We start from the raw sequence: 15,649 nt of genomic DNA, 5'->3' as shown, positions 1-15,649 counted from the left end.
TAAGTAAGCTCCTTATTTTACCATGAACCTATTATTGTATAGAAAGACCCCGTTGGAAATTCTAATGATAAGGAGGGATGAATTTGAAAAAAGCATTGGCTGTGAGCAGTATCTTGATACTTCTTTCAATAGGCAGCTTTTTTCTAGTTCGAACGTACATGTTGCCTTTGAAATATGAGAAAATTATTACAAAATACGCAAAGGAATATAACGTTCATCCACTTTTTGTGGCAAGTATTGTTAAAGTAGAAAGCGATTTTAACGAAGCGCAAAAGGGTGGATTAATGAACCTCTCCGATAAAACGGCAGCTCGCATTGCAAAAGAAATGGGTATGAAATATTTTGATCGAAGTCTTATTACTCACCCTGAAACAAATTTAAAGCTTGGAATTTGGTATCTTGGGAAGGTATATAGTACAAAAAATCACGTCTTTACAATGAAGCATTGGACATCTAGAAACGGGAAAAATATACAGGGCGGAGATCTCGATCATTATATGAGAGCGGTTGAGAAACATAAGAGTTACTATAAGCTGCTGCATGGCAAGAAGCTTATTACAGCACAACAATAAAAGCAGGAAGAGATGTTCTCTTCCTGCTTTTTATTAAAACAGTGAAAGGAAAAAGCTCACGAGTGCAACTCGGAAAAAGAGAGCCAGTAAGGCAGCAGCTCCTCCTATAATGAGAGCCATCCATCCCGTGGTTTTTGCATCGCGGCTAATGGCATATATCCCTAATACGACAGCAGCAATTCCAAAAAAGACAGGGTATGTGAAAAAGGATAAGGCAGCTAGTGCCAATGCAATCCAGCCGATAGCAGCACCAGCTGTGGTCGGTTCTACTTCTCGTCTTTCTTGGCGAAAAGTAGAAGGTGCTACCTCTGCTGCGTATTCTTCGTCTACGTTATCTTCAATAAAATCTCGATCATAGTCTCGATCTGCCACTGCAATCCCTCCCAAAATAATCTCTTCACATTGTGAAGAGTATTTGTAGTATGTCCCATAAAAGGATTTTTCATTTGATATAAGAAAGAGCAAAAAATGGGTATGGTATTACTTGTTTTGGAAAACATAGGAGAGAATACCAATGAAAGTGAGAGGATTTGTATGGCAGAACATCCGATTCAAGGCCTCATGAAGACAACGATGGAAAATCTGAAAGAAATGGTGGATGTAAATACAATTCTAGGAAAGCCTGTCTCCACTCCAGATGGGAGTGTAATTTTAACGGTTTCCAAAGTAGCATTTGGCTTTGGAGCGGGTGGAAGTGATTTTGAAGGGAATGTAAAGAGAACAGCGCGTCCTCATACAGGGCATCATAGACTTGAAGAAAAAGATGCGGAATATAAAGAACATTTGCCATTTGGCGGCGGTAGCGGTGCTGGAGTAGCGATTACGCCAGTTGCTTTTTTAACAGTAGGAAGCAAAGGTGTACAAGTTATGCATTTACATAGTGGAACACATTTGATTGAAAAAGCTATCGATGTTGCCCCGCAAGCCATTGGCACTGTGCAAACTATGTTTGATACAAATTCGTCTAATCACAAAAAAGATGAACCATTACTGTAAATAAAAAAGCCTGTTGTCAGGCTTTTTTATTTGCATTTTATCCTGTTATTCCTGGTTCTGCAGGACTATTTACAAGCATTTTTTATAGCTTATCGCTTGTCGTCCCATTTGAATCCAAGCTTCTTCAAAATCTGTCCGATTAATTTGACGGTTTGCTTCTGGGTATAAAGGATCATTGATATACACATACTTTTTAGTGTAACCGGTTACTAAAACACTGTGTTGAGCATATGTCACATGTAGAGGGCCTTCATCTGTATACCAGGTTTCAAAACGATCAACTGGAAGTGTTGTAAAGGTGTCGTTAATAATGACCCAAACAGGAGCCCCTTCCTCAATCATAGTATAAATATTTTCAGTATCACACCCTGTTAAATTTATCAACTCAGGCAAGTATGATAAGCCAAGTTTATAAATAGGATCTGCATATACCCCTAATCCAGGTTGACTCATCGAATACATATCCCCGACAAAACCTTTGTGCATATTCCCGTTTAAACTGTCTGTTTCAAACGGAACTTTATCAATTTTATTCGCTAGTTCCATTTTGTCTGTTTGCACACCCATATATGAAAGTAGCATAGCCAGGCTGGTAACTTCACATCCTCTTGGCAATTCTGGATTTTGTAAAATATGAGGTGCTTGCAACATTGTACATATATTTCTATCATGCCATTTCCGAAAACCGCAATATGAAATTGCAGCAACAAGAGGAAGAGAAACTAACGTTTTCTTTTTATGCTGTTTTAATGTTTCCAACATATGTATTCACTCCTTTTATATTTTCATACCAGGAACTATATGGTATAGTATTGCAAGTGTGCTTCCGAGAGCATATGCAGTATTTAATTCTGTAAGGGTTAATTATTTCCTGTACAATGAATCCAGTTGTAATAAAATTTTTATGTTCCGTTTACAAAGTGAAAAAACGGGCAAAAATGGTGTAGGTGAAAACCTATAAGGGTACTTCTGAATTCGAAGAGGCAAAGATAGATGTGAAAATAAACGTAAGGGGTAAAAAAACAGGAGGAAGACAGATGATTAATGTGAAAAATTTTGTAATTGGCTTAATGATGCTTATGAGCGCATTTATTGTGTATATATTAAAAAATAAATCTCCATTTTCATTTATGAAAAAACATTACATTTAAAAAGCAATATCCTATTTCGGATATTGCTTTTTAGTTGTACTTTTGTATGTATAGGTCCTGACCCTCTCTCCACTCTGCATAACAAATTTCATTAACACGTACAGTGTCTTGCTTCTGAAGCTGTTGGTGTAGCCAGTTATTATCTAGCCCACATTGTTTTAAAACATCTAGACGGACTTGGCCGTCACTGATAAGAATGGCTGGCATAGAAACTTTATTTGCCGATAAATGAAGGTCCTGCCGTGTCGGAACATCGATATTTGATTTTTTCAAGACGCTGATTGTTCCGTCGTTTTCTAATACTGCATACTCTACATCTTGCAATGAAAATACATCCTTTGCTCTTAAGAGCTGCATCAATTGGTCTATATCAAGGTGATTACTTTTTAGTTCTTTCCAAATAATCATTCCTTGACAAATAATAAGCGAAGGCTTTCCTTCAAGGAAATTACGAAGTCTTCGTGATTTTTGTGTAACGACTTCTGTAAGATAAATCAATCCTCCCCAAGCGAAGACAGCGAATGCAATTTCCGCAACGCCTACATTTTTTTGGAAAACTGCTGCACCAACGAATTCACCTAGCACAAGTGCAGACACAAAATCAAATGGTGTAATTTGACTGATTTGGGTTTTGCCCAAAAATTTTGTAGTTAATAGTAATGCAATGTAACCTGTAACAAGCTCTAAGAAAATTTTGACAAAAACCATGGATTTCACCCGCTCTTTTGAATGGTCTCTTCTTAATATGAATCCTTTTTCATTTTTTATGAATAATAAATAATACTAGGTAGGATGAAAAAATATCTTATTGTATTGACTTTTATTTTGTTTTTGGTATAATTATTAATTGTGTCTCAGTCATAAGATAAATGATGATGTTATAGTATTCCAAATAAGCTAGTATGCATTGAAAATAATTTATACGTGTACGAAACGGAAAGGATGTTACTGATCGGGCTATTTATAGTAGTCAGCAACTTTAACAGCTTTTGCAAACGTTCGTGCAGGTAAGTAAAGAAGTGAAATGAATTCCCTCATGCTAGCTTCTTGCAGGAGCGGTCAGAGGAGCCGCAGCGATGAAAGAGAGGCAGGGCTTCATCACGAGAGTACTCAAAACATGTTACTTTCCCGTTAGGGTATGATAAAAATCCCGATTCTGTACAGAATCGGGATTTTCTATATTTTATGACGACGGAAACATAAGCATAGCTCCTCGTATACTTTGGTACTATTGACACTCACTTTCTACCTGTTGACAAACTTATTCTGCGCTTAAGCCGGTTGGCTCGATTGCAGAACCTACTGTTATAACATTTTGAATTCCAGTCATAAATTAATATTTCACAGAGTGAAAGGGTTATACCACGATATATTCTCATACTTTGTTTTGTTCGTATTAAGTATTATTGCAATTTTAGACTAATCAATCGTTATATACACCTGTAAGCATTTGGCTTACAAGATAGTCATTTAATACATCTTTTATTTCTGCGTTATTAGAGTGCACATCAATGGAAGCCATAAATAGACTTCTGTAATCCTCCTGTTCTGATTCTGAATATGGGTAAAGCTCTACGTAGCTTTCTAACTTGCAAAATCCTTTTGTGTCCATTAAGTCAAATAATTTTAACATCTCCATTACTTCTTCTTTCGATCCTTTGATTTGTAAGCTTGCCATGTGCAATTCCTCCTTAAGCTTTTTAAGAATAGTAGTATGTCGCATCTTTTTTTACTATGACACCTATTATTCTTGTTATTTGCAGTGGACAATCATTTTACTGCAAACAAAACGCCTGTTTATTAGCTAACATAGATTCGCATTCTTTTTATGAATTCCTTCTTAAAAATTACAGGTTTTTTTACACGAGTTTTGTCGAAAAGATTTTTTTGATTTCTTGTAAACGTTAACAATGTTGATCTGACAAGGAACTAAACCTTCTCGTAAAGTTTAAATTTTTTAAATATTCAAAAAATTATTTTGATTTCTTTGGAACACAAGCGTAAACTATAAAAAAGCAAACGAATTCAATTTATAGGAAATCAAGAATAGGTAAAGGTGAAGCAAAACGAAATAGGGGGATTTTAAGCTATGGAGCAATTAATTTTTCTTAACGGAAAATTTGTAAGAAAGGACGAAGCAAAAGTATCCGTTTATGATCACGGATATTTATATGGAGATGGCGTATTCGAGGGCATTCGCTTGTACAGCGGCAACGTATTTCGTTTAAAGGAGCACCTTGTTCGTTTGTATGAATCTGCAAAATCAATTTTATTAGAAATTCCATATACATTAGAGGAATTAATGAAAGCAGTGGTAGAAACGATTCAAAGAAATGCATTATCAGACGGCTATATTCGTTTGGTTGTATCGCGAGGAGATGGAAATCTTGGATTGGATCCTTCTACTTGTCCGAGACCGAACGTTGTTATCATAGCAGAGCAACTGGCCTTGTTTCCAGCTCATTATTATGAAACAGGTATTCCTATTATTACAGTGGCAACAAGAAGAAACCGGCCGGATGTACTAAGTCCACAAGTGAAATCATTAAATTATTTAAATAATATTCTTGTGAAAATTGAGGCAAAACTGGCAGGGGTACAAGAAGCATTAATGCTTAATGAACAAGGGTATGTGGCTGAAGGTTCAGGAGATAACATTTTCATCGTGAAAGGAAAGCAATTGATTACACCACCCAGTTCAGCGGGTGCATTAGAGGGAATTACTCGAAATACGATTATGGAGATTGGAGAAAAACTCGGGTATGAGGTGCGGGAAGAGTTATTTACACGCCATGATGTATACATAGCAGATGAAGTGTTCTTAACAGGCACAGCAGCAGAGGTAATTGCAGTAACACAGGTGGATGGCAGAACAATTGGCCATGGAAAGCCTGGAGTTCATACAAATCGTTTACTAGAAGAGTTTAGAAAGCTTGTCGTACGAGACGGTGAAAAAATTTATGCAGAAGATCAAGTCGTATTATAGGGGGAGAGTTTCTTGCGAAGCAATATGATTAAACAAGGGGTGGATAGAGCGCCACATCGCAGCTTGCTATATGCAGCGGGAGTAAAGCCTGAAGATTTTGATAAACCTTTTATTGCAATATGTAATTCATATATTGACATTGTGCCAGGACATATTCATTTACGTGAGCTGGCGGATGTAGCAAAAGCTGCAATTCGTGAAGCGGGTGGAGTACCGTTTGAATTTAACACTATAGGGGTAGATGATGGAATTGCTATGGGGCATATCGGGATGCGTTATTCGCTCCCTAGCCGGGAAATTATTGCAGATGCAGCGGAAACCGTAATCAATGCTCATTGGTTTGATGGAGTTTTCTATATGCCAAACTGTGACAAGATTACACCGGGGATGCTCATGGCAGCTGTACGAACAAACGTCCCTGCTGTATTTGTTTCAGGAGGACCGATGGAAGCGGGAGCTAAGGAGGATGGAACACCTCTTTCTCTTGTATCTGTATTTGAAGGGGTCGGAGCTCACAAATCCGGTAAAATGAGCTTAGCTGAATTGTTAGAAATTGAGCGTTTAGCCTGTCCGACTTGCGGTTCTTGTTCCGGAATGTTTACGGCAAATTCTATGAATACCATTATGGAAATGCTCGGTGTTGCTCTTCCGGGAAATGGTACGATGCTTGCAACCAGTAAAGAGCGTCACGACTTGATTTATCAAGCGGCATTTCATTTGATGGATCTTATTAAAAAAGATATCAAGCCGCGTGACATCATTACAAAAGAAGCTATTGATGATGCATTCGCTCTTGATATGGCCATGGGAGGATCTACGAATACGGTGTTACATATGTTGGCCATAGCAAATGAAGCAGGAATTGAATATGATATGCAGCGGATTAACCAAGTTGCTGAACGAGTACCTTATTTAGCAAAAATTAGTCCTGCGTCTCATTACTCCATGCATGATGTCCATTTGGCTGGGGGGGTCTCTTCTATTATAAAGGAATTAGCTTCGATTCCAGGAGCTATTCATCCGGAGAGAATTACAATTACAGGAAAAGCACTTGAAGAAAACGTACAAGAAGCTGAGATTACAAATACGAAGGTTATTCGTTCAAAGGAGGATCCTTATAGTAAAACAGGGGGATTATCGATTCTGTTTGGAAACGTTGCTCCGCATGGTGGGGTAATTAAAGTGGGAGCAGTAGATCCAGCGATTCAAACCTTTATTGGGGAAGCCATTTGTTTTAACTCTCATGATGAAGCAGTAGCTGCTATTCATGGAGGGATTGTGAAAGAAGGACATGTGGTAGTAATTCGATATGAAGGACCAAAAGGGGGGCCAGGTATGCCTGAGATGCTGGCTCCAACCTCTGCTATTGTTGGAAGAGGACTCGGAACAAAAGTAGCTTTGCTGACAGACGGACGCTTCTCGGGAGCTACAAGAGGAATCGCCATCGGTCATGTATCTCCAGAAGCTGCGGAAGGAGGACCAATTGCTTACATAGAAGATGGAGATACGATTATTATCAACTTGGAAGCGAGAACGATTCATCTTGATGTCTCAGACGAAGTATTAGAAAAGAGAAAGCAAGGATTTATTTTTCCAGCTCCAAAGGTGAAAAACGGTTATTTGGCACGTTATGCGAAGCTTGTAACAAGTGCTAATACCGGAGGGGTTTTGAAAGTATAACATAAAGCGTTGACGGGGAGGAGTAGTTAGCTGTGAAGCCTAACAGAGAGTCGGTGGCTGGTGGAAACCGATGGTTCACGCTGATGAACATCGCCCTTGAGTGCTAAGCTGAATGTCACTTGGCAAAGGCTTAGACGTAAGCCGCGTTATAGGCTGGACTCTATAGAGTCGTTGAGGCAAGATATATCTTGCGAAGAAGGGTGGTACCGCGAATCTTTCGCCCCTTTTGCTTAGATTAAGCATGGGCGAAAGATTTTTTTTACGTAAAAAAATGTAGGAGGTTAGTAACAATGTCACTACAACAAACAAAGGAAAAGACAGCTGCTGGAGCCGCTCTTTTACTAGAGGCTCTGCAAGAAGAAGGTGTAGAAATCATTTTCGGATATCCAGGGGGAGCTGTACTTCCTTTGTACGATGCTCTGTATGATTGTGACATTCCCCATGTATTAACAAGACATGAACAGGGTGCTATACACGCCGCTGAAGGGTATGCCCGTGTTACTGGAAAACCGGGGGTGGTTATTGCAACTAGTGGACCAGGTGCGACAAATATTATTACCGGGTTAACAGATGCGATGATGGATTCTTTGCCTTTAGTTGTTTTTACAGGGCAAGTAGCAACAACTGTGATTGGGACAGATGCATTTCAGGAAGCTGATGTGATAGGTTTGACAATGCCAGTCACAAAACATAATTACCAAGTAAGGAAAGTATCTGATTTACCACGCATTATAAAAGAAGCCTTTCATATCGCTTCTACTGGGAGACCAGGTCCTGTCGTCATTGATTTGCCTAAAAACATGGTAGTAGAATCCGGATTACGTACAGAAAAGGTAGAAATGAGCTTGCCGGGGTACCAGCCGACGTACGAACCGAATCGACTGCAAATTGCAAAGCTGCTCCATGCACTGAGGCAGGCTCAAAAACCAGTAATTTTAGCTGGAGCAGGTGTACTGCATGCCAAAGCATCAAAAGAGCTGACAGAGTTTGCACGAATGTACCAAATTCCAGTCGTTCATACCCTTCTTGGATTGGGAGGATTTCCACCGGAAGATCCGCTTTTCTTAGGAATGGGAGGGATGCATGGCTCATACTCTGCGAATATGGCCTTACATGAATGCGACTTATTGATTAATTTCGGAGCTCGTTTTGATGATCGTCTTACAGGAAATTTACAGCATTTTGCTCCAAATGCTGTGGTAGCACATATCGATATTGATCCGGCTGAAATCGGAAAAAACGTCCCCACAGAAATCCCAATTGTGGGCACAGCAAAACGTGCATTAGAGATGTTGTTAGAATCTGAAGATGTTAAGAGAAATCACGATGTGTGGCTTCGATTACAAAAACAGCGAAAAGAAAAATACCCGTTTTCATATGAAGACGATGAAACAGCAATTAAACCTCAGGCGGCTTTGAAAATGCTGTATGAGGTGACAGAGGGAAAAGCTATTATCACTACAGATGTAGGACAGCATCAAATGTGGGCTGCTCAGTACTATCTCCTGACTGAACCGGATAAATGGGTGACGTCGGGAGGATTGGGAACGATGGGCTTTGGATTTCCGGCCGCTATTGGAGCACAATTTGCTAAACAGGATGAACTTGTTGTTGCAGTAGTGGGGGATGCCGGTTTTCAAATGACGTTGCAAGAATTAAGTGTTGTAAAAGAACATAATCTTCCAATCAAGGTTCTCATTATTAATAATGAAGCACTTGGAATGGTTCGCCAATGGCAAGAGTCATTTTATAACAAAAGATATTCACATTCGATTCTCCAGTGTCAGCCGGATTTTGTCGCGTTGGCAGAAGCTTATGGGATTAAGGGGATTCGTATAGAAAACCCAAAAACGGCGAAAGAAGAGTTGCGCCAAGCTATTGCCTATGAAGGACCTATTGTTATTGACTGCCGGGTTATACAATCAGAGAAAGTTATGCCGATGGTAGCGCCTGGTAAAGGTGTTCATGAAATGGAGGGAGTGGGGGAATGAAGCGGATTGTAACGGCTACTGTTCGCAATCAAAGCGGGGTGTTGAACCGGATAACAGGAGTTATGACAAGACGTCAGTTCAACATCGAGAGTATTTCTGTAGGTCATACAGAATCGTCGCACGTCTCCCGTATGACGTTCGTTGTTCATGTGGAACATCTTCAACAAATAGAACAGCTTATTAAACAACTAAATAAACAAATAGATGTTTTAAAAGTATCTGATATTACAGACGATGCGATGATTGCTCGGGAGCTGGCACTAATTAAGGTAGCCTCGTCCGCCGCGGCAAGAGCAGAATTGTATAGTTTGATCGAACCGTTCCGTGCTTCAGTTATTGATGTTGGAAAGGATTCCATTGTTGTTCAAGTAACAGGAACTCAAGAAAAGGTCGAAGCATTAATTGAACTGCTCCGCCCGTATGGACTAAAAGAAATTGCACGTACAGGTGTAACAGCCTTTACACGCAGCATGAAGAAGCAAGAAAAGCAGCATATGATGTTGTTTAATTAAAAATTTTAATATATGGAGGAGATTAAAAATGGCAAAGGTATATTATTCTGATTCTGTTCAAACAAATGTATTGGAAGGAAAGAAAATTGCAATTGTAGGGTACGGATCTCAAGGACATGCACATGCACAAAATCTGAGGGATAACGGATTTGACGTAGTAGTTGGTTTGCGCCAAGGAAAATCATGGGAGCAGGCGAAGGCGGACGGATTTTCAGTAAAGCCGGTGGCAGAAGCTGTCGAAGAAGCAGATGTGGTTATGGTTTTATTGCCGGATGAACGTCAGCCAGGAGTATATGAAAACGAAATTGAACCGTATTTAAAGAGGGGGAACGCATTGGTATTTGCACATGGATTCAATGTCCATTTTGGTCAGATTACTCCTCCTGAAGATGTAGACGTATTCCTTGTAGCACCGAAAGGACCAGGGCATCTTGTACGCCGTACATTTACAGAAGGGGCAGCGGTACCTGCATTGTTCGCAGTATATCAAGATGCGACGGGTGAAGCACGTGAAAAGGCATTATCATATGCAGCAGGTATTGGCTCTACTCGTGCAGGGGTACTAGAAACAACATTCAAGGAAGAAACAGAAACTGACTTGTTTGGTGAGCAGGCTGTCCTTTGCGGCGGAGCCACAGCACTTGTGAAAGCAGGGTTCGAGACATTAGTTGAAGCAGGTTATCAGCCTGAGCTGGCGTATTTTGAGTGCTTACATGAGCTGAAGTTAATTGTGGATCTTATGTATGAAGGCGGCTTAGAAGGTATGCGATATTCTGTATCTGATACAGCGCAATGGGGAGATTTTGTTTCTGGGCCACGTGTTGTTACAGAGGAAACAAAACAAGCAATGAAGCAAGTGCTTGCTGAAATTCAAGATGGTACGTTTGCAAAAGGATGGATTGCAGAGCATAAAGCTGGAAGACCGCAGTTTAATACAATTAATGAGCAGGAAAATAAACATCAAATAGAAGAAGTGGGGCGCAAACTGCGTGAGATGATGCCATTTGTCAGACCTAAGATAAAAGTGGAGGTTCGATAAAAATGAGAACAATCCAGTTTATGGATACCACTCTTCGGGATGGTGAGCAATCAGCAGGTGTCAACCTGAATCAACAGGAAAAGCTTCAGATTGCTAAACAGTTGGAACGTTTGGGGATTCATATCATGGAAGCGGGCTTTGCAGCCGCTTCCCCAGGTGATTTTCAATCTGTTCAGCAAATTGCGCGCACAATTAAAAATGCTTCTGTCATGAGCTTGGCACGTGCAAAAGAGTCAGATATTCGCATGGCTTATGAAGCGTTAAAGGAGGGGGCTCAGCCGAGAATTCATACCTTTTTGGCTACAAGCGATATTCATATGAAGTACAAGTTGAAAATGTCTAGAACAGAGGTATTGGAAACAGTTCGCCGTTCTGTTCGACTTTGCAAATCACTGTTTCCTGTCGTTCAATTTTCCGCGGAAGATGCAACCCGCAGTAATTATGCTTTTTTGGCAGAAGTATTAGAGGAGGCCATTCAGTGCGGAGCGGATGTTATTAATATTCCAGATACAGTAGGCTATACAAATCCGAACGAATATTACCGATTGTTTAAATATTTAAAAAATAATGTTCCTTCCTATAATAATGCTATTTTTTCTTGTCATTGTCATGATGACCTGGGTATGGCGGTTGCAAATTCACTTGCAGCTATTGAAAGTGGAGCGTTGCAGGTGGAGGGGACTATTAACGGTATTGGGGAGCGTGCTGGAAATGCTGCTTTGGAAGAAGTAGCTGTTGCACTCCATATTCGCAAGGATTACTACAATGTTGATTCTGATTTGAAATTAAAAGAGATTAAACATACAAGCAAGCTGGTCAGCCGTCTAACAGGTATGATTGTTCCAAAAAATAAAGCGGTTGTAGGAGCTAACGCATTTGCTCATGAATCAGGTATTCATCAAGATGGAGTACTAAAAGAAGCGACTACATATGAAATCATATCTCCTGAACTTGTTGGAGAAACGACAAACCAATTAGTTCTTGGAAAACATTCAGGAAGACATGCATTTACAGAGCGTATGATGGGGCTTGGATACTCATTGAGTGAGGAAGAACGGGATCGTGCGTTCCATGCGTTTAAACAGTTGGCAGATCGAAAAAAAGAAATTACAGAAGATGACTTGCATGCCCTTGTACTTGGGGAAACGACTTCGATGGATCAGCTATATGAAGTAAAACATTTACAAGCCCACTTTATTTCTACAGGTACACAATCAGCAACGGTAGTGTTGCAAAATGCAGAAGGAATTCTATTAGAAGATGCAGCAACAGGAGCCGGAAGCATTGAAGCGATTTATAATGCTATCGATCGTATCCTTTCATTAGAATGCAGGCTGATAGATTACCGGATTCAATCTATTACACAAGGGCAGGATGCTTTGGCGCAAGTGCATGTGGAGATAGAACAAAATGGAATGCAAGTATCTGGTTTTGGTGTAGCACAGGATGTACTAGAAGCTTCTGCAAGAGCATATGTTTATGCAGCAGGTAAGCTGAAGAAAAAAACAACAATTACACAGTAAAAAGGAGGAACAGAGATGGAAAAAGTGATTGTGTGTCTAGCTGGTGATGGAATTGGTCCGGAAGTAATGGAAAGTGCACAGAGTGTACTGAAAATGATAGAAAAATTATACGGTCATACATTTTACTTGCAGGATGAACTGTTTGGAGGTGCAGCTATTGATCAAACAGGGCAGTCGCTTCCAGCTCGAACGTTAACTTCTTGTTTAGCAAGTGATGCAATTTTATTAGGTGCAGTTGGGGGACCAAGATGGGAGAAAGGTGCTGAACGGCCGGAAAAAGGACTTCTCTCTCTTCGGAAATCATTAGAATTATATGCTAATGTTCGTCCCGTACAAGTGGACTCAGTAACGGTCCACTTATCGCCATTAAAAGAAGAGATTGTTAAGGAAGTTAATTTTGTTGTTGTACGAGAGTTGACTGGAGGCATTTACTTTTCATATCCGAAGGAACGTAGTGCAGAACGAGCTACAGATACATTAACATATACGCGACGAGAGATTGAAAGAATTGTAGATTATGCTTTTAAATTGGCAAGGGCGAGAAGGAGAAAAGTCACGTCTATTGATAAAGCAAATGTACTAGAGTCAAGCAAACTGTGGCGAGAAGTTACCGTTGAAGTTTCTAGCCGTTATCCAGATGTGGAGCTTGAGCATCTTTTAGTAGATGCTGCAGCGATGGAATTAATTCGCAACCCGAAACGATTTGATGTGGTAGTAACGGAAAACCTGTTTGGAGATATTTTGAGCGATGAAGCGTCTGTAATCGCCGGTTCTTTAGGGATGCTTCCATCAGCTAGCCACTCTTGCTGGGGACCTTCCTTATATGAGCCGATTCACGGGTCTGCGCCTGATATTGCCGGACGAGACAAAGCAAATCCGATTGCTATGCTTCGTTCAGTTGCTATGATGCTTGAGCAGTCTTTTAAATTGCATAATGAAGCGCAAGCAATCGAGAATGCAGTATCTTCTGTATTGAAGGCCGGGCATCGAACATTCGATTTAGGAGGAGCAACGTCTACATCCAAATTTACTTATTATGTATTGGAGAAAATGGAAGAGCAAGCTTTGGTAGGGAGATGTAAATGATGGGAAAAACGCTGTTGGATAAACTTTGGGATCAGCATATTACTGTACAAGACAATAGTGGTACAGATCTTTTGTATATAGATCTTCATTTGATACATGAAGTGACTTCACCGCAAGCGTTCGAAGGGCTCCGTCTCGCAAACCGAAAAGTAAGACGATCGGATTTAACATTCGCAACAATGGATCATAATGTCCCTACTAAAGATATATGGAATATAACGGATATCATTGCTAAAACACAAATGGATACATTGAGGAACAATTGTACAGAATTTGGAATTGAGCTTGCAGATATTGGAGATAAAAGGCAAGGTATTGTACATGTAATTGGGCCGGAGCTAGGTTTAACGCAACCGGGGAAAACGATTGTGTGCGGAGACAGTCACACCTCCACCCATGGAGCATTCGGAGCGCTTGCATTTGGAATCGGAACAAGTGAGGTAGAACATGTACTGGCTACACAAACATTGTGGCAGAAGAAGCCAAAATCGATGGGAATTGAACTGAAGGGTATGTTACCAAAGGGGGTATACGCAAAGGATATAATACTCCATATTCTTTCAGAATATGGAGTTTCCATGGGTACCGGTTATATTATAGAGTTCCATGGTGAAACAGTAAAGAATATGACAATGGAAGAGAGAATGACGCTTTGTAATATGGCGATTGAAGGTGGAGCCAAGGCGGGTTTGATAGCACCTGATGAAACGACATTTGCTTATATGAGGGGACGTCCTCATGTTCCGAAAGAATTTGAAAAAGCGGTAAATGATTGGAGACTTCTATATACTGACGAAAATGCTCAATATGATCGTACTATTCAAATTGATGTTTCTTTACTTGCTCCGTATGTTACCTGGGGAACAAACCCAGGGATGGGTGTTCGTATAGATGAAGCTTTCCCTGAAATTCAAAGTGAAAATGACCATCGTGCGTATGAATATATGGGATTGGAGCCTGGACAAAAGCCGGAGGATATTTCTATAGCACATGTATTCATTGGATCTTGTACAAATTCAAGAATTTCTGACTTACAGGAAGCAGCGTGGGTAGTGAAAGGGAAAAAGGTGAGAGATGGGATACGAGCTTTAGTAGTACCTGGTTCAAAAAGTGTGAGAGAGGAAGCTGTGCAGCTCGGTTTGGATAAAATATTTATAGAAGCAGGCTTTGAATGGAGAGAAGCAGGTTGTTCTATGTGCCTAGGCATGAATCCGGATCAAGTGCCTGCAGCAGAACATTGTGCATCCACATCAAATCGTAATTTTGAAGGAAGACAAGGGAAAGGGGCGCGTACGCATCTTGTAAGTCCGGCTATGGCAGCGGCAGCGGCAATATTCGGGAGGTTTGTAGATATTCGAAAGGAGGAATACCGTGAAGCCATTTCATATTCATAAAGGTACGACTGTATCAATTATGCAGGATAACATAGATACCGATCAAATCATACCAAAGCAATACTTAAAACGAATAGAGCGAACTGGATTCGGACAATTTTTATTCGATGAATGGCGATATTTAGAAGATCGAAGTAAAAATCCTCATTTTTCTTTAAATGCTGTTGAGCGTAAACAAGCTACAATTCTAGTTACAGGGGATAATTTTGGCTGCGGCTCTTCACGTGAGCATGCTCCATGGGCACTGCAAGATTATGGGTTTGCAGTAATTATCGCAGGAAGCTTTGCTGATATTTTTTATATGAATTGTACGAAAAACGGTATTCTTCCTATCGTATTAGATAAAGCAGCACGATTAGAATTGGCTTCTTTAGAAGGAACGGCCGTCATTGAAATAAATTTAGAAAATCAAACAGTCACAACAGCTAAAAAGCAATATTCATTTTCAATTGAATCTGTTTGGAAGGAAAAGCTCTTACAAGGCTTAGATGATATTGCAGTTACACTAGAATTTGAGGAACAAATTGCTGCATACGAAAAGCATGCATGATAGAAAAAACCTTCTGTAGGCTAGACAGAAGGTTTTTTCGATTTTCATTATGATAACATAACTTGTACAAGAAGATGTTTAATTATCCATCTGATGAAAACATTCTGCTTCCCTACTATGAAAATATTGCAAAGGGTTTAAAAAACAGATACAGCTACTGAAATAAATG

The 15,649-nt window shown here is 40.0% G+C and carries 15 protein-coding genes and 1 other annotated feature; of the genes, 11 read left to right on the top strand and 4 right to left on the bottom strand.

Translation table 11 applies throughout. The annotated features are described in order from the left end of the window. Positions 1-83 precede the first annotated feature (83 nt). Positions 84-572 carry a transglycosylase SLT domain-containing protein gene (locus tag J7Q84_RS01470; protein WP_209092621.1) on the top strand — a complete coding sequence of 163 codons (489 nt, stop codon included), beginning with the start codon at positions 84-86 and terminating at the stop codon, positions 570-572. A 33-nt stretch (positions 573-605) separates the two neighbouring features. On the opposite strand, the gene J7Q84_RS01465 is transcribed toward J7Q84_RS01470, so the two are convergent. Further along, entirely contained in the window at positions 606-944 is a 339-nt protein-coding gene (locus J7Q84_RS01465) for an imidazole glycerol phosphate synthase (protein ID WP_209092620.1), read from the bottom strand. A gap of 162 nt (positions 945-1,106) precedes the next feature. Here J7Q84_RS01465 and ytfJ point away from each other — a divergent pair, with 162 nt between their 5' ends. Continuing rightward, entirely contained in the window at positions 1,107-1,568 is a 462-nt protein-coding gene (gene ytfJ / locus J7Q84_RS01460) for a GerW family sporulation protein (protein WP_209092619.1), read from the top strand. A 69-nt stretch (positions 1,569-1,637) separates the two neighbouring features. Here the strand turns inward: ytfJ and J7Q84_RS01455 are convergent, their stop codons facing one another. From J7Q84_RS01455 to J7Q84_RS01440, 3 genes are all read right to left on the bottom strand, one after another. Further along, complete coding sequence (locus tag J7Q84_RS01455; RefSeq protein WP_209092618.1) at positions 1,638-2,330, bottom strand: C39 family peptidase; 693 nt, start codon at positions 2,328-2,330, stop codon at positions 1,638-1,640. 419 nt (positions 2,331-2,749) lie between these two features. After that, positions 2,750-3,427, bottom strand: coding sequence for a DUF421 domain-containing protein (locus J7Q84_RS01445; RefSeq protein ID WP_209092616.1), 678 nt, complete (start codon positions 3,425-3,427; stop codon positions 2,750-2,752). A gap of 715 nt (positions 3,428-4,142) precedes the next feature. After that, positions 4,143-4,397 (bottom strand): DUF3911 family protein, encoded by a 255-nt coding sequence (locus J7Q84_RS01440; RefSeq protein ID WP_209092615.1) that lies wholly within the window; start codon positions 4,395-4,397, stop codon positions 4,143-4,145. Positions 4,398-4,808: 411 nt separating this feature from the next. On the opposite strand from J7Q84_RS01440, the gene ilvE reads away from it, so the two are divergent. From ilvE to leuD, 9 genes are all read left to right on the top strand, one after another. Then, on the top strand, positions 4,809-5,705 hold the full coding sequence (gene ilvE / locus J7Q84_RS01435) for a branched-chain-amino-acid transaminase (RefSeq protein WP_209092614.1): 897 nt from the start codon (positions 4,809-4,811) through the stop codon (positions 5,703-5,705). Between the two features lie 12 nt (positions 5,706-5,717). Beyond that, entirely contained in the window at positions 5,718-7,385 is a 1,668-nt protein-coding gene (gene ilvD / locus J7Q84_RS01430; protein WP_209092613.1) for a dihydroxy-acid dehydratase, read from the top strand. After that, positions 7,386-7,613, top strand: a binding site (T-box leader). A gap of 62 nt (positions 7,614-7,675) precedes the next feature. Then, on the top strand, positions 7,676-9,376 hold the full coding sequence (gene ilvB, locus J7Q84_RS01425) for an acetolactate synthase large subunit (protein WP_209092612.1): 1,701 nt from the start codon (positions 7,676-7,678) through the stop codon (positions 9,374-9,376). Beyond that, positions 9,373-9,888 (top strand): acetolactate synthase small subunit, encoded by a 516-nt coding sequence (gene ilvN / locus J7Q84_RS01420; RefSeq protein WP_209092611.1) that lies wholly within the window; start codon positions 9,373-9,375, stop codon positions 9,886-9,888. Before ilvB ends, ilvN begins: the two co-directional genes overlap by 4 nt. Before the next feature lie 28 nt (positions 9,889-9,916). Next, complete coding sequence (ilvC, locus tag J7Q84_RS01415) at positions 9,917-10,927, top strand: ketol-acid reductoisomerase (protein WP_209092610.1); 1,011 nt, start codon at positions 9,917-9,919, stop codon at positions 10,925-10,927. A 2-nt stretch (positions 10,928-10,929) separates the two neighbouring features. Next, positions 10,930-12,450 carry a 2-isopropylmalate synthase gene (locus J7Q84_RS01410; protein ID WP_209092609.1) on the top strand — a complete coding sequence of 507 codons (1,521 nt, stop codon included), beginning with the start codon at positions 10,930-10,932 and terminating at the stop codon, positions 12,448-12,450. A 15-nt stretch (positions 12,451-12,465) separates the two neighbouring features. Continuing rightward, a complete protein-coding gene (leuB, locus tag J7Q84_RS01405; protein WP_209092608.1) occupies positions 12,466-13,536 on the top strand; it encodes a 3-isopropylmalate dehydrogenase in 1,071 nt (356 codons plus the stop codon). Continuing rightward, on the top strand, positions 13,536-14,930 hold the full coding sequence (gene leuC / locus J7Q84_RS01400; RefSeq protein ID WP_209093085.1) for a 3-isopropylmalate dehydratase large subunit: 1,395 nt from the start codon (positions 13,536-13,538) through the stop codon (positions 14,928-14,930). The genes leuB and leuC overlap by 1 nt, the downstream gene beginning before the upstream one ends. Next, positions 14,908-15,480, top strand: a complete 573-nt coding sequence (gene leuD, locus J7Q84_RS01395; protein ID WP_209092607.1) for a 3-isopropylmalate dehydratase small subunit — start codon at positions 14,908-14,910, stop codon at positions 15,478-15,480. Before leuC ends, leuD begins: the two co-directional genes overlap by 23 nt. The last annotated feature ends 169 nt before the right edge of the window (positions 15,481-15,649 follow it).

Source organism: Bacillus sp. 165 (assembly GCF_017742235.1).
GTDB lineage: Bacteria > Bacillota > Bacilli > Bacillales > Bacillaceae_G > JAGHKQ01.
Note: the sequence above shows the minus strand (reverse complement) of the source record. Positions and strands in the feature narration are given on the sequence as shown.

Bases quoted from the DNA above. Each gene is read 5' to 3' on its own strand.
- ytfJ (WP_209092619.1), top strand. From the start codon at position 1,107: ATGGCAGAACATCCGATTCAAGGCCTCATGAAGACAACGATGGAAAAT.
- J7Q84_RS01455 (WP_209092618.1), bottom strand. From the start codon at position 2,330: ATGTTGGAAACATTAAAACAGCATAAAAAGAAAACGTTAGTTTCTCTT.
- J7Q84_RS01445 (WP_209092616.1), bottom strand. From the start codon at position 3,427: ATGGTTTTTGTCAAAATTTTCTTAGAGCTTGTTACAGGTTACATTGCA.
- J7Q84_RS01440 (WP_209092615.1), bottom strand. From the start codon at position 4,397: ATGGCAAGCTTACAAATCAAAGGATCGAAAGAAGAAGTAATGGAGATG.
- ilvE (WP_209092614.1), top strand. From the start codon at position 4,809: ATGGAGCAATTAATTTTTCTTAACGGAAAATTTGTAAGAAAGGACGAA.
- ilvB (WP_209092612.1), top strand. From the start codon at position 7,676: ATGTCACTACAACAAACAAAGGAAAAGACAGCTGCTGGAGCCGCTCTT.
- ilvN (WP_209092611.1), top strand. From the start codon at position 9,373: ATGAAGCGGATTGTAACGGCTACTGTTCGCAATCAAAGCGGGGTGTTG.
- ilvC (WP_209092610.1), top strand. From the start codon at position 9,917: ATGGCAAAGGTATATTATTCTGATTCTGTTCAAACAAATGTATTGGAA.
- J7Q84_RS01410 (WP_209092609.1), top strand. From the start codon at position 10,930: ATGAGAACAATCCAGTTTATGGATACCACTCTTCGGGATGGTGAGCAA.
- leuB (WP_209092608.1), top strand. From the start codon at position 12,466: ATGGAAAAAGTGATTGTGTGTCTAGCTGGTGATGGAATTGGTCCGGAA.
- leuC (WP_209093085.1), top strand. From the start codon at position 13,536: ATGGGAAAAACGCTGTTGGATAAACTTTGGGATCAGCATATTACTGTA.